The sequence below is a fragment of the Agrobacterium sp. 22-226-1 genome, from assembly GCF_053522345.1.
Genome location: NZ_JBNWCP010000019.1, coordinates 25,854 through 44,129, shown reverse-complemented (window position 1 = coordinate 44,129; position 18,276 = coordinate 25,854). Strand labels below are relative to the sequence as shown.

The 18,276-nt window shown below is 61.3% G+C and carries 16 protein-coding genes; 15 read left to right on the top strand and 1 reads right to left on the bottom strand.

The genetic code is table 11. The features are described 5' to 3' along the window. Positions 1 to 6 precede the first annotated feature (6 nt). The 5 genes from ACQZ5K_RS23690 (at position 7) to purU (ending at position 6,278) form a co-directional block, all read left to right on the top strand. Entirely contained in the window at positions 7 to 327 is a 321-nt protein-coding gene (locus ACQZ5K_RS23690; RefSeq protein WP_080820334.1) for a sarcosine oxidase subunit delta, read from the top strand. Continuing rightward, on the top strand, positions 324 to 3,314 hold the full coding sequence (locus tag ACQZ5K_RS23685) for a sarcosine oxidase subunit alpha (RefSeq protein ID WP_448741611.1): 2,991 nt from the start codon (positions 324 to 326) through the stop codon (positions 3,312 to 3,314). Before ACQZ5K_RS23690 ends, ACQZ5K_RS23685 begins: the two co-directional genes overlap by 4 nt. Positions 3,315 to 3,430: 116 nt before the next feature. Then, the gene (locus tag ACQZ5K_RS23680) at positions 3,431 to 3,985 is read left to right on the top strand and encodes a sarcosine oxidase subunit gamma (RefSeq protein ID WP_175422197.1); all 555 of its coding nucleotides are present in this window, start codon (positions 3,431 to 3,433) and stop codon (positions 3,983 to 3,985) included. Positions 3,986 to 4,002: 17 nt separating this feature from the next. Next, the gene (gene glyA / locus ACQZ5K_RS23675; RefSeq protein WP_448741610.1) at positions 4,003 to 5,271 is read left to right on the top strand and encodes a serine hydroxymethyltransferase; all 1,269 of its coding nucleotides are present in this window, start codon (positions 4,003 to 4,005) and stop codon (positions 5,269 to 5,271) included. Between the two features lie 122 nt (positions 5,272 to 5,393). Then, the gene (gene purU, locus ACQZ5K_RS23670) at positions 5,394 to 6,278 is read left to right on the top strand and encodes a formyltetrahydrofolate deformylase (protein ID WP_448741609.1); all 885 of its coding nucleotides are present in this window, start codon (positions 5,394 to 5,396) and stop codon (positions 6,276 to 6,278) included. Positions 6,279 to 6,355: 77 nt separating this feature from the next. Here purU and ACQZ5K_RS23665 read toward each other — a convergent pair whose 3' ends face one another. Then, positions 6,356 to 7,585, bottom strand: coding sequence for an MFS transporter (locus ACQZ5K_RS23665; protein WP_448741608.1), 1,230 nt, complete (start codon positions 7,583 to 7,585; stop codon positions 6,356 to 6,358). Between the two features lie 121 nt (positions 7,586 to 7,706). On the opposite strand from ACQZ5K_RS23665, the gene ACQZ5K_RS23660 reads away from it, so the two are divergent. The 10 genes from ACQZ5K_RS23660 (at position 7,707) to ACQZ5K_RS23615 (ending at position 18,251) form a co-directional block, all read left to right on the top strand. Beyond that, complete coding sequence (locus tag ACQZ5K_RS23660) at positions 7,707 to 8,300, top strand: TetR/AcrR family transcriptional regulator (RefSeq protein ID WP_020812322.1); 594 nt, start codon at positions 7,707 to 7,709, stop codon at positions 8,298 to 8,300. A gap of 130 nt (positions 8,301 to 8,430) precedes the next feature. After that, positions 8,431 to 8,880 carry a DUF1801 domain-containing protein gene (locus tag ACQZ5K_RS23655; protein WP_137005445.1) on the top strand — a complete coding sequence of 150 codons (450 nt, stop codon included), beginning with the start codon at positions 8,431 to 8,433 and terminating at the stop codon, positions 8,878 to 8,880. A gap of 260 nt (positions 8,881 to 9,140) precedes the next feature. Next, on the top strand, positions 9,141 to 10,193 hold the full coding sequence (locus tag ACQZ5K_RS23650; protein ID WP_137005446.1) for an NAD(P)-dependent alcohol dehydrogenase: 1,053 nt from the start codon (positions 9,141 to 9,143) through the stop codon (positions 10,191 to 10,193). Between the two features lie 369 nt (positions 10,194 to 10,562). Continuing rightward, positions 10,563 to 11,447 carry an AraC family transcriptional regulator gene (locus tag ACQZ5K_RS23645; RefSeq protein ID WP_080858199.1) on the top strand — a complete coding sequence of 295 codons (885 nt, stop codon included), beginning with the start codon at positions 10,563 to 10,565 and terminating at the stop codon, positions 11,445 to 11,447. 97 nt (positions 11,448 to 11,544) lie between these two features. Continuing rightward, a complete protein-coding gene (locus ACQZ5K_RS23640) occupies positions 11,545 to 12,456 on the top strand; it encodes an ABC transporter substrate-binding protein (protein WP_080820364.1) in 912 nt (303 codons plus the stop codon). Positions 12,457 to 12,527: 71 nt separating this feature from the next. Next, a complete protein-coding gene (locus ACQZ5K_RS23635) occupies positions 12,528 to 14,030 on the top strand; it encodes a sugar ABC transporter ATP-binding protein (protein WP_448741607.1) in 1,503 nt (500 codons plus the stop codon). Beyond that, positions 14,020 to 14,997 (top strand): ABC transporter permease, encoded by a 978-nt coding sequence (locus tag ACQZ5K_RS23630; RefSeq protein WP_004438211.1) that lies wholly within the window; start codon positions 14,020 to 14,022, stop codon positions 14,995 to 14,997. Before ACQZ5K_RS23635 ends, ACQZ5K_RS23630 begins: the two co-directional genes overlap by 11 nt. A 39-nt stretch (positions 14,998 to 15,036) precedes the next feature. Further along, complete coding sequence (locus ACQZ5K_RS23625) at positions 15,037 to 15,768, top strand: SDR family oxidoreductase (protein ID WP_004438213.1); 732 nt, start codon at positions 15,037 to 15,039, stop codon at positions 15,766 to 15,768. A gap of 89 nt (positions 15,769 to 15,857) precedes the next feature. Beyond that, a complete protein-coding gene (locus ACQZ5K_RS23620; protein WP_448741606.1) occupies positions 15,858 to 17,468 on the top strand; it encodes an FGGY-family carbohydrate kinase in 1,611 nt (536 codons plus the stop codon). Positions 17,469 to 17,525: 57 nt separating this feature from the next. Further along, positions 17,526 to 18,251 carry an SDR family oxidoreductase gene (locus tag ACQZ5K_RS23615; protein WP_448741605.1) on the top strand — a complete coding sequence of 242 codons (726 nt, stop codon included), beginning with the start codon at positions 17,526 to 17,528 and terminating at the stop codon, positions 18,249 to 18,251. The last annotated feature ends 25 nt before the right edge of the window (positions 18,252 to 18,276 follow it).

Genomic DNA, 18,276 nt, shown 5'->3' with positions numbered 1-18,276 from the left:
AGAACCATGCTGCTGATCCGCTGCCCCTACTGCAAGGAAACCCTGCCCGAGGCCGAATTCACCTATGCCGGACAGGCCCATATTACCCGCGCCGCCGATCCCTCGTCGCAGACCGATGAACAATGGGAAGAATTCCTGTTCATCCGCGAAAACGTAAAAGGCCCGCATTTCGAGCGCTGGCGGCACCTGCATGGCTGCGGGCGCTTCTTCAACGCCGTACGCGACACGGTGAGTGACCGTTTCCTCACGACCTATCGGGCGGGCGAGCCGCGTCCAGAACTTTCTTCCCTGACCCGTGCACCAGCCAGTTCCGAGGTGTCGAAATGAACTCCTATCGCGTTTCCGGCCGTGGCCGTGTGGATGCCGCCCGCTCCATGAGCTTCACCTTCGACGGCAAGACCTATCGCGGTGTGAAGGGCGATACGGTCGCGTCAGCACTTCTCGCCAATGGCGTGCATCTGATGGGCCGCTCGTTCAAATACCACCGCCCGCGCGGCCCGGTGGCGGCGGGTTCCGAGGAGCCGAATGCGCTGATCGGCACCCGCCGCAGCGCCGGACGTTTCGAGCCGAACACCCGCGCCACGGTGCAGGAAATCTGGAACGGGCTGGAAACCACCTCGCAGAACAAATATCCGAGCCTGAAATTCGATATCGGCGCGGTCAACGACATGGCCTATATGCTGTTTTCGGCGGGCTTCTACTACAAGACCTTCATGTGGCCGAAGAGCTTCTGGAACAAGGTCTATGAGCCCTTCATCCGCGCGGCTGCGGGTCTCGGCGTTTCGCCGACGGAGCAAGATCCCGACACTTATGCCTCGCGCAACCTGCATTGCGATGTGCTGATCGTCGGCGCCGGTCCTGCCGGTCTTGCGGCGGCGCGTGCGGCGGCGGTCGATGGCCTCAGGGTCGTGCTGGTCGATGAAAATGCCGAAGCCGGCGGCACGCTTCTGTCCGAACCGCAGGCGAAGATCGACGGCAAGCCCGCATGGAACTGGCTGGCGGATGAGTTGAAGGCGCTGAAGGAGCGCGGCGTCAGGGTCATGACCCGCACGACGGCGATTGCCTATTACCATCAGAACATGCTCGGCCTCTGCGAAAAGCTGACCGACCATCTGGAAACCGTGCCGAAGGATACGCCGCGCGAACGCCTGTGGCGCGTTCGGGCGCGCCAGGTGGTGCTGGCGCAGGGCGCGCTGGAAAAGCCGCTGGTCTTCCACGGCAACGACCGTCCGGGCGTGATGCTGGCGGGGGCTGCCCAGACCTATCTCAACCGTTACGGCGTCAAGGTCGGCAACCGGCCGGTGGTGGTGACGAGCCATGACAGCGCCTGGTATGCGGCCTTCGATCTTCATGGCGCGGGCGCGCGTGTTCAGGCCATTGTCGATACCCGCGCCAAGGTGCGCGAGGAACTGGTGAACGAAGCGCGCGCGCTCGGCATTCCGGTCAAGCTGTCGCACACGGTCACGGCGACCTCGGGCCGGCTGCGGGTCAAGTCTGTCCGGGTCAATGCGGTTAATGGCGCGTCGGTCGGTGCGGGACAGGAAATTGCCTGCGACGCGCTGCTGATGTCGGGCGGCTGGACGCCGTCGCTACATCTCTTTTCCCATACGCAGGGCAAGATCGCATGGGATGATGAACGGACTACGTTCCTTCCTGCCCTCACTAACGAGGATTGCGTGATTGCCGGGGCCGGGCGAGGGCTGTGGGGCATCGAGGCGGCGCTGAAGGACGGTGCGGAACGGGGTTGCGAAGTCGCCGCCGCACTCGGCAAGGCCGCCAATAGTTCCAGCCATGCGGTGGAACATGATCGTACCGGCAGCGGCGTCTCGCACACGGAACTGCCGAGCGACCGCGATGCCGGCAAGGCCAAGGCTTTCGTGGATTACCAGAATGACGTGACCGCCAAGGATCTGCGGCTTGCCGTGCGTGAGGGCATGCGCTCCATCGAACATGTCAAGCGCTACACCACCAACGGCATGGCGACCGATCAGGGCAAGATGTCCAACATCAACGGTCTCAACATCGCAGCAGAAGCGCTGGGCAAGCGCCAGCCGCAGGTGGGGCTGACCACCTTCCGTCCGCCCTATACACCAACGACCTTCGGCGCTTTTGCGGGTTATCACCGCGGTGCGCATTTCGAAGTGACGCGCAAGACGCAGATCGACGGTTGGGCTGAGGAGCACGGTGCTGTCTATGAGCCGGTCGGGCAATGGCGTCGCGCCTGGTATTTCCCGAAGCCGGGCGAAGACATGGATGCGGCGGTCAGCCGTGAATGCCGGGCGGTGCGCCAGAGCGTTGGCATTTTCGATGCCTCGACGCTCGGCAAGATCGAGGTTGTCGGTCCCGATGCGGTCGAGTTCATGAACCGCATGTATACCAATCCCTGGACGAAGCTTGCTGCCGGCCGTTGCCGTTATGGCCTGCTGCTCGGCGATGACGGCTTCATCCGCGATGACGGCGTCATCGGCCGCATGACCGAGGACCGTTTCCATGTCACCACCACAACCGGCGGCGCCGCCCGCGTCCTGAACGTGATGGAGGATTACCTCCAGACCGAATGGCCCGATCTCAATGTCTGGCTGACCTCGACCACCGAACAGTGGTCGACCATTGCGCTGAACGGCCCGAACGCGGCGAAGCTGCTCGCGCCGCTGGTGGAAGGCATCGAACTGACGGAAGAGGCTTTCCCGCATATGTCCTGCGTGGAATGCACCGTGGCCGGCATGCCGGCGCGGCTGTTCCGCGTCAGCTTCACAGGGGAGATCGGCTTCGAGGTCAATGTGCCGGCGCCGCTCGGCCGCAAGCTCTGGGAAATCCTGTGGGAGGCCGGCCAGCAATATGGCATCGCGCCTTACGGCACGGAAACCATGCATGTGCTGCGCGCCGAAAAGGGTTACATCATCGTCGGCCAGGACACCGATGGCACCGTTACGCCCTATGATGCGGCGATGGGCTGGGCCGTGGGCAAGAACAAGCCGGATTTCGTCGGCAAGCGCGGCCTTGCCCGCCCCGATCTCGTCGCCAAGGGTCGCCGCCACCTCGTCGGTCTTCTGACCGAAGACCGCTCCAAGCTGGAAGAGGGCGCGCAGATCGTCTTCGATGCGAAACAGCCGATCCCGATGAAAATGGTGGGTCACGTCACCTCGTCCTATCACTCGGATGCCGCAGGCCAGCCGATTGCGCTGGCTCTGGTTGAGGGCGGCCATGATCGGATGGGCGAGACCGTCTACATTCCGATGCTGGATCGCACCATTGCCGCGAAAATCACCGGGATGGTCTTCGTCGATCCTGAAAATACCCGCCTGAAGATTTGACTAGCGCATATCCGGCGAACACAAGTTCGCCAGATATGCCATAACTCTTTGTTTTTGCGCATTTTCCGGACATAAAGGCGAATTCGCCTTTACTGGAAATGCTCTAGGAGATGACAATGAACATGCGCGTTTCCTCCCCCGTTCCCGGCACGCTGGCCGAGAGCAAAGCAGTGCGGGTCAGCATTCTGGCCGCGCAGGCGCGGCTGTCGCTGCGGGCGCGCGGCGATCTCGCCCCGCTCAACGCCGCCCTTGGCCTTACCCTGCCGGACCGGATCGGCCTCCGCGCCGCTTCAGGCGACATCGAGGTCCTGCGCCTTGGCCCCGACGAATGGACCGTGCTTGCACCTGTCAGCGCGGTCGACAGGCTGATTGCCGCCTGCGCAGGCGTTTACGCCAGCCATCCGCATAGTCTCGTCGATATTTCCGGACGAGAAGCGACGCTCCTGATCGAAGGTCCGCAGGCTGCCGAATTGCTGACGCTGGGCTGCGCCCGCGACATCGAGACGATTGCCGTCGGCGAGGGACGCCGGACGATTTTCGACGGCGTCAGCGTGGTGCTCTGGCGCGATGCGGAAAACCGTTTCCGCATGGATATCTGGAACAGTTTCGTGTCGCATCTTGGCCATCTGCTTGAAACCGGCTGCAAGGAACTTGCGGCGGACATCGCCTGATCTGGGAGAATAAAACAATGCTCAACCGACTGTCGCATAATACCGTTTCGGACACGGTGATCGCCGACGCCATCGCCGAAGAACTCGATCGCCAGAAGACGCAGATCGAGCTGATCGCTTCGGAAAACATCGTTTCCGCCGATGTTCTGGCGGCGCAAGGCTCTGTGCTGACTAACAAATATGCCGAAGGATATCCCGGCAAGCGTTATTACGGTGGCTGCGAATTCGTCGATAAGGTTGAGGCGGTCGCCATCGACCGGCTGAAGCAGCTCTTCGGCGCGAAATTCGCCAATGTGCAGCCGCATTCCGGCGCGCAGGCCAATCAGGCGGTGTTTCTGGCGCTGCTTCAGCCCGGCGACCGGATCATGGGGCTTTCGCTGGCCCATGGCGGCCACCTGACGCACGGTTCGCCGGTCACCATGTCCGGCAAATGGTTCGATGTCGTCTCCTATGAGGTCGACGCCGAAACCCATCTGATCGATATGGAGAAGGTGCGGGCACGGGCGCTGCAGACGAAACCGAAGCTGATCGTGGCGGGCGCATCGGCCTATCCGCGCCAGATCGATTTCGCCGGCTTCCGCAGAATAGCCGACGAAGTCGGCGCTTATCTGATGGTGGACATGGCCCATTATGCCGGGCTGATCGCCGGCGGCAAATATCCGAACCCCGTGCCGCACGCCCATGTGGTCACCTCCACCACCCACAAGACCCTGCGCGGTCCGCGCGGCGGCGTTATCCTCACCAACGATGTCGATCTCTCCAAAAAGCTCAATTCGGCGGTCTTCCCCGGCAATCAGGGCGGTCCGCTGATGCATGTCATCGCCGCCAAGGCCGTGGCTTTCGGCGAGGCGCTGCGCCCGGACTTTGCGGATTACGCCGGTCAGGTCATCGCCAATGCGCAGGCGCTTTCCGCCGTGCTGACGAAGGGTGGTCTGGGGATCGTCTCTGGCGGAACCGACAGCCATATGGTGCTGGTCGATCTGCGCCCGAAAGGCGTGACCGGCAAGATCGCCGAAATCGCGCTGGAGCGGGCGGGACTCACCTGCAACAAGAACGCCATTCCCAACGATCCGGAAAAGCCCTTCGTCACCTCGGGTGTCCGGCTCGGCAGCTCCGCCGGCACCACGCGCGGCTTTGGCGTCGCCGAATTCGAACAGATCGGTGCGCTGATCCTGCGTGTCATCGATGCGCTGGCGGCGAATGCCGAGGGTGACGCCGCAATCGAGGCCGACGTGCGGGCGCAGGTCGCAGCGCTTTGCGACGCCTTCCCGATCTACGGTTCGTAAGCGGCCCTGCCGGGCTTCGGCAAGTCTCAATCGCCGTCCTGGCCACGGCCGGCGGTTCATCGGCAATCGGCGCAAAAGCGCGGGCGATCCGTCGGCGCGGCAAAGACCCAGGGGAGCAGGATTTGACCACCTATATCATGAAAGTCGCGTGTCCGGCGCGCAGCGGCATCGTCGCCGCCGTCTCCGGTTATCTTGCCCGGTCCGGCTGCAACATCAACGACAGTTCGCAATTCACCGACCAGGAGACCGGCCGCTTCTTCATGCGGCTGAGCTTCGTTTCCGAACAGGGATCGGGACGCGATGCACTGCTTGACGGGTTCGGTTCCGTCGCGGCCGATTTCGATATGGATTACGATATTCATGACCTTTCGCGAAAGACGAAGGTCGTGATCATGGTCTCGCGCTTCGGCCATTGCCTGAACGATCTGCTCTATCGCTCCCGCATCGGTGCGCTGCCGGTCGAGATCGTCGCCGTGATCTCCAATCATCTGGATTACCAGAAGCAGGTGGTGAACGAGGATATTCCCTTTCACCACATTCGTGTCACGCCGGAAACGAAGCCCGAGGCGGAAGCCGCGATCCTGCAGGTGGTGCAGGATACCGGAGCGGAGCTCGTGGTGCTGGCGCGCTACATGCAGGTCCTGTCGGACCGGCTGTGTCAGGAAATGTCTGGCCGTATCATCAACATCCACCACTCCTTCCTGCCGTCTTTCAAGGGCGCCAATCCCTATAAACAGGCCTATGAGCGCGGCGTGCGGCTGATCGGCGCGACCGCCCACTACGTCACCGCCGATCTCGATGAAGGGCCGATCATCGAGCAGGACACGATCCGCGTGACCCATGCCCAGAGTGCGATGGATTATGTCAGCCTCGGCCGGGATGTGGAAAGCCAGGTGCTCGCACGGGCCATCCACGCCCATATTCATCACCGGGTCTTTCTGAACGGAAACAGGACGGTCGTCTTTCCCGCGTCTCCCGGAGAACATGTGTCCGAACGCATGGGCTGAACGCGCAATTCCAGCCCATGAAAATTCGGGTTTATCCCGAGCGGCTTCTCGCCCGGGATGACCTTGATCCTCTGTTCTTACTCCGCGGGCTGCTGCATTGCAGCTACCGGGCCGGACCGTCCGCGATCTCCGGAGAGGCTGCGCTGGCTGAGCGCGATGATGGCGACTGTCGAAAGGCTTGCGGCGACGGACACCCAGAAACCGTTATCCGGGCCGAAATTGTCGATCACCCAGCCGGAGACGAAGGCGCCGAGCGCCATGCCGATACCGATGCCGGTCATCACCCAGGTCACGCCTTCCGTCAGCATCGATTCCGGCACGCGGCGTTCTATCAGGCCGAACGAGGTGATGAAAATCGGCGAGATTGCAACGCCGCTGAGGAAAACGGCGAAAGCGAGAAGTGCTACCGAGGTGTTGGCGACAAGCAGCGGCAGGGCGGTGAGTGCAAGCACGCTGACGGCGATCAGCAATTGCCGTTGCAGTGGCATTTTGGGGTTGAGCGCGCCGAGAATGAGGCCGACCACGAAGGAGCCGATGGCATAGACGCCGATGACGAGGCTGGCGGCTTCCGGCTGGCCAAGCGCCTTGGTGATTGCGACGGCGCTCACCTCGGCCGTGGCGAAAGTCGAGCCGACAAAGATCAGCGCAAGCGTGATGATCTGGACCGGGCGCAGGAAGATGGCCGAACGCTGCCGGCGGCCGCTTTCAACCGGTCGCACCTTGGGCTCGGTCGAGCGTTGCAGGAGGAAAGCAAAGGTGCCGAGCGCCAGGAAGGTGGTGCTGATCATCATGCCCGCTTCCGGAAAGAGCGAAACCGCAAGGCCAACGGAAAGCGACGCGCCGGAGATGTAGACAAGTTCGTCAGCGGCGGATTCAAAGGCGAAGGCGGTGTTCAGCTCCGGCCGGTCGCGGAAGATTTCCGTCCAGCGGGCGCGCATCATGGCGGGAATGCTCGGCATGGCGGCGGCGAGGAAGGCGGAAAGAAACAGCGTCCAGGCGGGCCATCTCTGATTTGTCGCGATAATCAGCGCCGCAAAGGCGATGACCGAGACGATGGTGGCGGGGATGAGGACCTTGCTCTGTCCCTTTCGGTCCACCAGACGGGAGATTTGCGGGGAGAGGGCGGCATTGGTCAACGCGAAGGTTGCCGAGACGGCGCCGGCCAGCCAATATTCGCCATGAGTCTGGGAAAGCATGGCAACGATGCCGATCGGGGCCATGGCAATGGGAAGCCGGGCGAAGAAACCGGCGGCGGAAAAGCCTTTTGCGCCTGGAGCCCGGAAAATTTCTCTGTATGGATTAGACATCGGGATGCACCTTGTTCTAAGGGTGTCCACCACATACATACGTGGCGTATGTGAATGAGATAATTGCATACGACGCGTATGTCAACTAATATACGCGTCGTATGTGAAAAAAGGAGAAGAAATGCGCAAACCTCGCAGTGAAATGATTGCCGAGACGCGGGCGAAGCTTCTGGCTGCCGGCCGCAAGGCCTTCGGCAGCATCGGTTATGCGGAAGCGTCGATGGACGACTTCACCGCTGAAGCCGGTCTCACCCGTGGCGCGCTCTATCACCACTTCGGTGACAAGAAAGGCCTGTTGCTGGCGGTTGTGGCCGAGATCGATGCGGAGATGACAAAGAGGCTCTGCGACATCTCCTCAAGGGCCGCGACCCGGTGGGAGGGTTTCGTCGAGGAGAATGTCGGTTATGTGCGCATGGCTCTCGAACCGGAAATCCAGCGGATCATGTTTCGTGACGGGCCGGCCGTGCTCGGCGATCCGTCGCGCTGGCCCAATGCCAATGGCTGTATCTCGGCTGTCGCCCGAAGCCTGGATGCGCTCCGGGAAGAAGGCACCATCGGCGACATTGATCCGGAGGCATGCGCCCGCTTCATCAATGCGGCGAGCAGCAGCGCCGCCCAATGGATAGCCAATTCCGACGACCCGGAAACGACCTCGAAACGGGCTGTCGGCAGTTTCCGGACCTTTCTGGAGGGATTGCGGGTCAGGAAAGACTGACCCGCACAGCTGCCGATCTGTTATTCCGGGTCGGCTGGGCGATCATCACGGAAAATGTGTAGAAAGATCTGGAATAGACACAGATCATGTTATTGGTAGCACTTGTTGTGACACCCATGAGGCCAAGGCGATGGTCGGCAAGAAGTCAGACAAAGTCTCCGGAAGCGAGCCATCGGTTGCGACGCCGAAGCTTCTTTCGGGCGGCAATCCCCAGATTGCAAAAGGATATGGCGACGCGCCGGTTCAGGCCTATATCGCCGCCATGCCGGGCTGGAAGAGCGCGGTCGGTGGCCGTATCGACCGGCTGATCGAAGGTGTCGTGCCCGGTGTGCGCAAGGCTGTGAAGTGGAATTCGCCCTTTTACGGCATGGAGGACGACATCTGGTTCCTCAGCCTTCACTGCTTCACGAAATATATCAAGGTGACCTTCCTTAACGGCGCATCCTTGCAGCCCTTGCCGCCCGGCACTTCCAAACATCCGAAAGTCCGTTACCTCGATATCCGCGAGGATGCGTTCGATGAAGCCCAGTTCGTGGAGTGGGTGAGGCAGGCAAGCGTGTTGCCCGGCGAAAAAATGTGAGCGAGCGGGTTTACCGGTCCCAGAGGCTTTCAAGCACGCGATGATCGCGAAATGGGCGGACGAATCATGCCGGTTTTCCTGCCTCTTAAGGATCGTGTCGCGCGGCGGATGATGAGAAATCGCGGGCTGTCCGATACAGTTTTTCCGGAGCGAAGAAAAACCGGCCGATCCGACCGATTTCTGTTTACTTTTGCCGGGGTTGCACGCCATCACGCTCACTGAATTCGCTGCCAGACGTATCGCAAACCACGGAGGATGAGATGAAGGCACTGGTGCTGGAAGAAAAAGGCAAGCTCTCGCTCAGGGATTTTGACATTCCGGGTGGAGCAGGATCCGGTGAACTCGGGCCCAGGGATGTGCGCATCCGCACCCACACGGTCGGTATCTGCGGCTCGGATGTCCATTATTACACCCATGGCAAGATCGGTCATTTCGTCGTCAACGCGCCGATGGTGCTCGGCCATGAAGCGTCCGGAACGGTGATCGAAACCGGCGACGAGGTGACGCATCTGAAGGTGGGCGACCGCGTCTGCATGGAGCCCGGCATTCCCGATCCCGCATCGCGCGCCTCCAAGCTCGGCATCTACAATGTCGATCCGGCTGTCCGCTTCTGGGCGACGCCGCCCATCCATGGCTGCCTGACGCCTGAGGTCATTCATCCCGCCGCCTTCACTTACAAGCTGCCCGACAACGTGTCTTTTGCCGAAGGCGCCATGGTCGAACCCTTCGCCATCGGCATGCAGGCGGCGCTCCGGGCACGTATCCAGCCGGGCGATATCGCTGTCGTCACGGGGGCAGGTCCGATCGGCATGATGGTAGCGCTGGCGGCGCTTGCCGGCGGTTGCGCCAAGGTCATCGTTGCCGATCTCGCCCAGCCGAAGCTCGATATCATCGGTGCATATGATGGCATCGAAACCGTCAACATACGCGAACGCAATCTCGCCGAGGCCGTCTCGGCGGCGACCGACGGCTGGGGCTGCGATATCGTCTTCGAATGCTCGGGCGCAGCACCCGCCGTGCTCGGCATGGCAAAGTTGGCGCGGCCGGGCGGCGCGATCGTGCTGGTCGGCATGCCCGTCGATCCGGTTCCGGTCGATATTGTCGGCCTGCAGGCCAAGGAACTGCGGGTCGAAACGGTTTTCCGTTATGCCAATGTTTACGACCGGGCAGTTGCGCTCATCGCCTCCGGTAAGGTCGACCTGAAGCCGTTGATTTCCGCGACCATTCCCTTTGAAGACAGCATTGCCGGTTTCGACCGTGCGGTTGAAGCACGGGAAACGGATGTGAAACTGCAGATCGTGATGCCGCAGTAACGAAGCCAGCCGCTGATGATTGAGCGGCAAAGACGTTGCGGAAAAGTATGAGTGTAGCCTGCCGGCATCCGGCAGGCTACACCTCAAAATTTCAACGAAAATCGCTTCCTGTTGCGCATTGTTTGAGCGCATCACGCCAAATTGAGCGGAAAAATCGGCCTCATCGCCGCGTTTATGGTCAGCCCTTTCGGACGACTCTTCAATTTTCGACAAAAAAGAGTCAAAAAAGTATCGGCAATTTCTTCGGCGTGATGTGGATGTACCGCAGCCGCCCGCCATATGCTCCTCATCAACGCCTGGGACGAGCCATAAAGAGGAAATGGCTCCTGTCCGCAAATACGGCGGACGCGACTGATGGGAGGAACTATGATGCAGCCCGATCTGGAACTGGTGCACATCCGCAAGGGCGAATCCTTCGCCGCCTGGCGGCATGGCTATCCGTTCCGCACCGTGCGCTGGCATTATCATCCCGAATACGAAATCCATCTGGTCGTCGCCACCTCAGGCACGTTTTATATCGGTGATTTCGTCGGCCGTTTCGGCCCCGGTCAGCTCATCATGACCGGTCCCAATCTCCCCCAGAACTGGATCAGCGAGATCGAGCCGGACGAGATCGTGCCGACACGCTCTCTCGTGATCCAGTTTCCCGAGGCTTTTATCGAGGATGCCTGCGCCTCCATGTCCGAGATGGAGGTGGTGCGTGCGCTGCTGGACCGCAGCCGCCGCGGCATTCTGTTCGACGATGAGACAAGCGATCGCGTTCGTCCGCTGATCCTTCGGCTGATCGAGGCGCAGGGGCTGACGCGGCTCGCGCTTTTCTGGGAAATTCTCGATCTGCTGGTCAACGCGCCGTCTTCCGAGGTGCTTGCAAGCCTGAGCTACGAGCTGGACCTTACCGGCATCGGCGACAGCGGCATCAACCGCGCGCTGTCGCATCTGCGCCAGCATCTGACCGAGCAGGTCGAGGAAATCGACCTCGCCGACATGGTGGGCCAGAGCCAGAGCGCCTTTTCCCGCGCCTTCAAGCGTCACACGGGAACGACGCTGGTGCGGTATCGCAATCAGTTACGCATCGATCTTGCCTGCCAGATGCTGCTGGCGGATCAGGAGGTCAAGGTGGCGGAGGTCTGCTACGATGTTGGCTTCTCCAACCTTTCCAATTTCAACCGGCATTTCCTCAAATTGAAGGGAATGTCGCCGTCGAGGTTCCGCACGATATTCGCAGCCCAGAAGGCAGCGGTCATGGCGGATTAAACCAGCGACACATCGCCAGTTTCTAAGAATTCGGGCAGAGGGCTGTCCGGAAACGGGGTCTTGTTGCCCCAATTTTCCAACCGGGAGGAAGAGTGAGATGAAAATGAAGTCCAAGTTTCTGATGGCGACAGCCGCAATTGCAATGATGGCCGCTCCGGCGCTGGCGCAGGAAAAGCTGAAGATCGGCATGACCTTCCAGGAGCTGAACAACCCCTATTTCGTGTCGATGCAGGAAGCGCTGAAAGAAGCCGCCGCAAGCATCGGCGCCGACGTTGTCGTGACTGATGCCGGCCACGATGTGGCAAAGCAGATTTCCGACGTCGAAGACATGCTGCAGCAGAAGATCGACATCCTGCTTCTGAACCCCACCGACAGCGCTGGCATCGAAGCCGCCGTTCACGCTGCCAAGGCTGCCGGCGTAATCGTCGTTGCTGTTGACGCCAATGCCAACGGCCCGGTCGACACCTTCGTGGGCTCGAAGAACCGTGACGCGGGTTACAAGTCGTGCAAGCATCTCGGTGACGCGCTCGGCGGCAAGGGTGAAGTCGCCATTCTCGACGGCATTCCGGTCGTTCCGATCCTGCAGCGTGTCGAAGGCTGCAAGGCAGCTCTCGCCGAATTCGCCGACATCAAGCTGGTCGATACGCAGAACGGCCGTCAGGACCGCTCCGTTGCTCTCGGCGTCGTTGAAAACATGATCCAGTCGCGTCCGAACCTCGCGGGTATCTTCTCGGTGAATGACGGCGGTGCGATGGGCGCTCTGGCTGCGATCCAGGGTTCCGGCAAGGACATCAAGCTGACCTCGGTAGACGGTGCTCCGGAAGCTGTGAAGGCAATTGCCGAGGGTGGTCCTTTCATCGAAACCACCGCGCAGTTCCCGCGTGACCAGGTTCGCGTTGGCCTTGCCATGGCGCTCGCCCAGAAGTGGGGCGCTCGCGTCGTGCCGAAGGAAGTCCCGATCGATGTTATGGTCGTCGACAGCAAGAACGCCGGCGAGTTCAGCTGGTAAGAACTCCTCCCAGGCCCCGTCCCCATCTAGTATGGGGGCGGGGTTAAATCCCGACCATTGAGGAGGGTGAAATGCTGGAACTGAATGGAATAAGAAAAAGCTTTGGCAAGATCGAAGTCCTGCGCGGCGTCGACCTTGAGGCGCGCGCCGGTGAGGTGCATGCGCTTCTGGGAGAAAACGGCGCTGGCAAGTCGACGCTGATGAAAATCCTGTGCGGCATTTTGCAGCCATCGGAGGGAACGATCCGCATTGACGGCAAGGATCGCCGCTTCGCCAATTACGACGAGGCGATTGCCGCCGGCGTCGGCATCGTGTTTCAGGAATTCAGCCTGATCCCCTATCTCAACGCCGTTGAAAACATGTTCCTTGCCCGCGAAATCCGCGGGCCGCTGCGCCTTTTGAACAAGGGCGCCATGCGCAAGCGCGCGACCGAGATCATGAGCCGTCTGGCCGTGGATGTGCCGCTCGACGTGCCGGTGCATCGTCTCTCCGTTGCCCAGCAGCAATTCGTCGAAATCGCCAAGGCGCTGTCGCTGGATGCGCGCATTCTCGTTCTCGATGAGCCGACGGCGACGCTCACCCCCTCCGAGACGGAACACCTGTTCAAGGTCATGCGCGAGCTGCGGCGTCAGGGCGTGGCGATCATCTTCATTTCGCATCACCTCGAAGAAATATTCGAGATTTGCGACCGCATCACCGTTCTGCGCGATGGCGAGTTGATCGGTTCCTGCCTGACGTCGGAGGTCGACAATGACCGTCTGGTCGAGATGATGGTCGGCCGGCGCATCGAAGCCAGTTTCCCGCCGAAGCCACAGCTCGATCCTTCCGCCGCAAAGGTGATCGAGGTGGAAGAGCTGCAATTGAAGAAGGGCGGCCCGGTGTCGCGTTTTGCGCTGCGCAAGGGCGAAATTCTCGGCTTTGCCGGACTTGTCGGCTCGGGCCGCACGGAAACGGTTCTCGCCATGCTCGGCGCGCATTCCGCCTCGCGCCGCAAGATCAGGGTTGATGGCGTGGACACGCGTTTTTCCGGCCCTGATGAAGCGCTTATGCGGGGCATCGGCTTGCTGCCGGAAAGCCGCAAGGAGGAGGGGTTGATTACCAGCTTCTCTATTCTGCAGAATATTTCGCTCAACAATTACCGCAAATACCGCAAGGCCCACTGGTTCCTCGATCTCAAAAAGGAACTGGAACACACGACGAAGGCCATGGCGCAGGTGCAGGTCAAGGCGCAGGGGCCTTATGCGCGCGTCAACACGCTATCGGGCGGCAACCAGCAGAAGATCGTCATCGCCCGCTGGCTGAACCATGACATGCGCGTGCTGATCTTCGACGAGCCGACACGCGGCATCGATGTCGGCGCTAAGGCGGAAATCTATGCGCTGATGCGGGAATTCGCCGCCAGGGGCCATTCGATCATCATGATCTCCTCGGAACTGCCGGAAGTCATCGGCATGTCCGACAGGGTCTGCGTCTTCCGTTCCGGCGGCATCGTCGCCACTGTCGAGGGCGAAGACATCAATTCAGAAACAATAATGACAAACGCCACCACCGGGAGAGTTGAACATGTCGCTTGATGCAAACACCGGCGTTGCCGCGAAAACGGGCGGTTTTAGTCTCAGCGCCATGCTGCGTTCGCCGCTTGCCCTGCCTCTGGCGGGCCTGATTGTCGTATCGATCCTGATGGGGCTCGCGAGCGACAATTTCTTCAGCCTCAACAACATCATGAACGTGCTGCGGCAGGTTTCTGTCGTCGGCATTCTGGCCGTCGGCATGACCTTCGTCATCCTCACCGGCGGCATCGACCTGTCGGTCGGCGCGGTCATGGCGCTGATCGGAACGTTGTCCGCTGGCCTGATGGTGAATACCGGCCTCTCGCCTGCAATTGCCCTGCCGGCCGGCCTGTTCATCGGTCTCGGCATCGGCATCTTCAACGGGGCGCTCGTCGCCTGGGGCAAGATGCCGGCGATCATTGTCACGCTCGCCACCATGGGCATGGCGCGTGGCCTCGGCCTTATCTATTCCGGTGGCTACCCCGTCAGCGGCATTCCGAGTTGGATTTCCTGGTTCGGCGTCGGCCGTATCGGTGTCGTTCCGGTGCCGGTCGTCATCATGGTGGTGATCTATGCCATCGCCTGGGTGCTGTTGCAGCGCACGGCTTTTGGCCGCCATGTCTATGCTCTCGGCGGAAACGAGTTGGCGGCCCGTCTTTCGGGCGTGAAGACGCAGCGCGTCAAGCTCGCCGTCTATGGCATTTCGGGTGTGACGGCCGCTTTCGCCGCGCTCATCCTCACCGGCCGCCTGATGAGCGGACAGCCCAATGCCGGTGTCGGCTTCGAACTTGATGCCATCGCTGCCGTCGTTCTTGGCGGCACGGCGATTGCCGGCGGCAGAGGTCTCATTCTTGGTACGCTCATCGGCGCGGTGCTGCTGGGCATTCTGAACAACGGCCTCAACCTGATGGGCATCAACCCCTATCTGCAGGATGTCATCAAGGGCGGCATCATCCTGCTGGCCATCTATATCGGGCGCGAATGGCGCTAAGCCGGCCCGGAAATATCTTCATAAACGCAGGAGAATTAAATGTCTGAATCGCTGCAAGGCAAGATTGCGGTCATCACCGGCGCCGCATCCGGCATCGGGCTTGCCACAACGGAAGCTCTGCTGGAACAGGGCGCAACCGTGGTCATGGTCGACTGGAATGAGAAAGCCTTGAATGATCTGGTCGCCAAGCTCGGCGACCGCGCCATCCCCCAGGTCACCAATCTGCTGGATGCCGACAGCTGCAACGCGATGATCCCCGAGATCCTCAAGAAGGTCGATCATATCGACATTCTCTATTGCAACGCCGGCACCTATATCGGCGGCGATCTCACCGAGACGACGCCGGAAGCCATCGACAAGATGCTCAATCTCAACGTCAACGCCGTCATGAAGAACGTCCATGCCGTCGTACCCCACATGTCGGAGCGCAAGACCGGCGACATCATCGTTACCTGCTCGATTGCCGGCCACTTCCCGACTTATTGGGAGCCGGTCTATTCCGGCTCGAAATGGGCGATCACCAGCTTCGTGCAGGGCATGCGCCGCCAGATGATCCCGCACGGCGTGCGCGTTGCGCAGGTCTCCCCCGGCCCTGTCGTTTCCGCACTGCTGGCCGACTGGCCGGAGGAAAACCTCCGCAAGGCCAAGGAATCCGGCAGCCTCATCGATGCAAGCGAAGTGGCCGATGCCGTCGTCTACATGCTGACGCGCAAGCGCACGGTCACCATCCGCGACATGCTGGTCTTGCCGACCAACTTCGACCGCGTTTAAAAATCTCCGGAGCGGCGGGAAAACCGGAAACGGTCTCGCCGCTCAACCCTGTTCAAGCACCGGATGATCCGCTCCGAGGAGTATCGCAAATGGCTTCCTATCTGATTGGCGTCGATGTCGGGACCGGCTCGGCGCGCGCCGGTGTCTTCGATGTCGCGGGCAAGCTTCTCGCCACCGCCAAACGCCCGATCGGCATGCATCGCGAGGATGGCGGCATTGCCGAACAATCGAGCGGCGAAGTATGGCAGGCCGTTTGCGACAGCGTTCGGGAAAGCGTTTCCCGCTCCGGCATCGATCCCGCCGAGGTCGCCGGCATCGGTTTCGATGCCACCTGCTCGCTGGTGGTGCGTGGACCGGAAGATGAGACCCTGCCGGTTGGCGCGCTCGATCATCCCGAGCGCGACATCATCGTCTGGATGGATCACCGCGCCGTCGAACAGGCGGAGCGCATCAATGCCGGTGAACACGCCGTGCTGAAATATGTCGGCGGCCGTATTTCCCCGGAAATGCAGACGCCGAAACTGCTGTGGCTCAGCGAAAACAGGCCGGACATCTATGCCCGGGCAGAGCACTTCTTCGACCTCACGGACTTTCTGACGTGGAAAGCTTCGGGCGCGCTTGATCGCTCCGCCTGCACGGTGACCTGCAAATGGACTTATCTGGCCCATGAGAACCATTGGGATGCGGAATATTTCACCCGCATCGGGCTTGGCGATCTCGCCGAACAGGGCTTTCGCCGCATCGGTCAACGCGTCGTCCATCCCGGCACGGCGCTGGGTAACGGTTTGACGGAAGACGCTGCAAAAGCCATGGGTCTGGTTGCGGGCACTGCGGTTGCGGCAGGTCTGATCGACGCCCATGCCGGCGGCGCCGGCACGGTGGCCGCGGGCGGCGATGCGTCTCGATGCCTTGGTTATGTTTTCGGCACTTCGTCCTGCACGATGACGACCACCACCGAACCCGCCTTCGTGCCCGGCGTCTGGGGACCCTATTATTCGGCGATGGTTCCTGGCGCATGGCTGAATGAAGGCGGCCAGTCCGCTGCCGGTGCGGCCATCGATTATCTCGTCCAACTGCACCCGGCCTACGCAGAGGCGAAGGCGCTTGCCGACAAGGAAGGCAAAGCCTTGCCGGTATGGCTCGCTGACCAGGCGCTCAATCTTGCCGCATCCGCTTCCGCTGCCGCAAAGATCGCCGAGGATTTTCACGTGGTGCCCGAATTTCTCGGTAACCGCGCGCCGTTTGCCGATCCCCATGCACGCGCCGTCATCGCCGGTTACGGCATGGAGACGGGTGTGGATTCCCTCGTGGCGCTTTATGTGGCCGGCCTTCTCGGCCTCGGTTATGGACTTCGCCAGATCATCGAAACGCAGGCCCGCAATGGTGCGCCGGTGGAAACCATCAGCGTCAGCGGCGGGGCGGGTGCGCATCCGCTTGCCCGGCAGCTGCTGGCGGACGCGACGGGGCTTCCCGTGGAACTGACTGAATGCGAAGAGCCGGTGCTTCTCGGCTCGGCCATGCTGGGCGCCGTCGCCGCCGGAACCTATCGGGACCTGATGGTCGCCATGCCCGCGATGTCGCGTATCGACAGCTGTGCTGCGCCAGATCCAGATTTTCAGAAGGTTCATCAGGCGCGTTACGACGCGTTTCTGGCGCTGCAAAATGCCGCGCGCGCCATTCGTTCTGCCAGCCATTCCTGAGCGCTGTCAAAAGTTTAGATCATCCGGCTGTATCGGCCGCAAAATAAAGAGGATTCCATGCAGTTTTCCGGAAAATCCGTCATCATCACCGGCGCAGGAAAGGGCATCGGCCGCGCCTGCGCGCAGCTGATGGCCGCGCGCGGTGCGGAAGTGGTGGCGATCAGCCGCACCCAGTCCGATCTCGACAGCCTGAAAAGCGAAATCGGCGGCCGTTCGATCCGCGTCGATCTTGCCGATGTCGCCGCCACCCGCGCCGCCATGAAGGAAGCGGGCTCTTGCGATTTCCTGATCAACAGCGCCGGCATCAACGTGCTCGAAAGCGTGCTGGATATGAGCGATGCGGGTTATGAAGCCGTTCTCGGCATCAACCTGCGCGCGGCTTTGGTCGCATGTCAGGAATTTGCCCGCGCCCGCGTTGCGAAGGGGGGCGGCGGCGCCATCGTCAACATCACTTCCATCGCCGGTCACCGCGGTTTTCAGGATCACCTCTGCTACGCGGCGTCCAAGGCCGGGCTGGAAGGGGCAACCCGCGTTCTTGCCAAGGAGCTTGGCCCGCACGGCATCCGCGTCAACGCGGTTGCGCCCACCATCACCCTCACCGAACTGGCCGCAGAAGCATGGAACGATCCGGCGAAAAGCCAGCCGATGATGGTTCGCCATCCGCTCAATCGGTTCGCCGAAGCGGAAGAGGTGGCTCAGAGCATCGCGCTGCTCCTTTCGGATGACAGCCGCATGATTTCCGGAGCCGTGTTGCCGGTCGATGGCGGTTTCCTCGCCGTTTGATCTGCGCGGGGGGAGGTCTGACGCG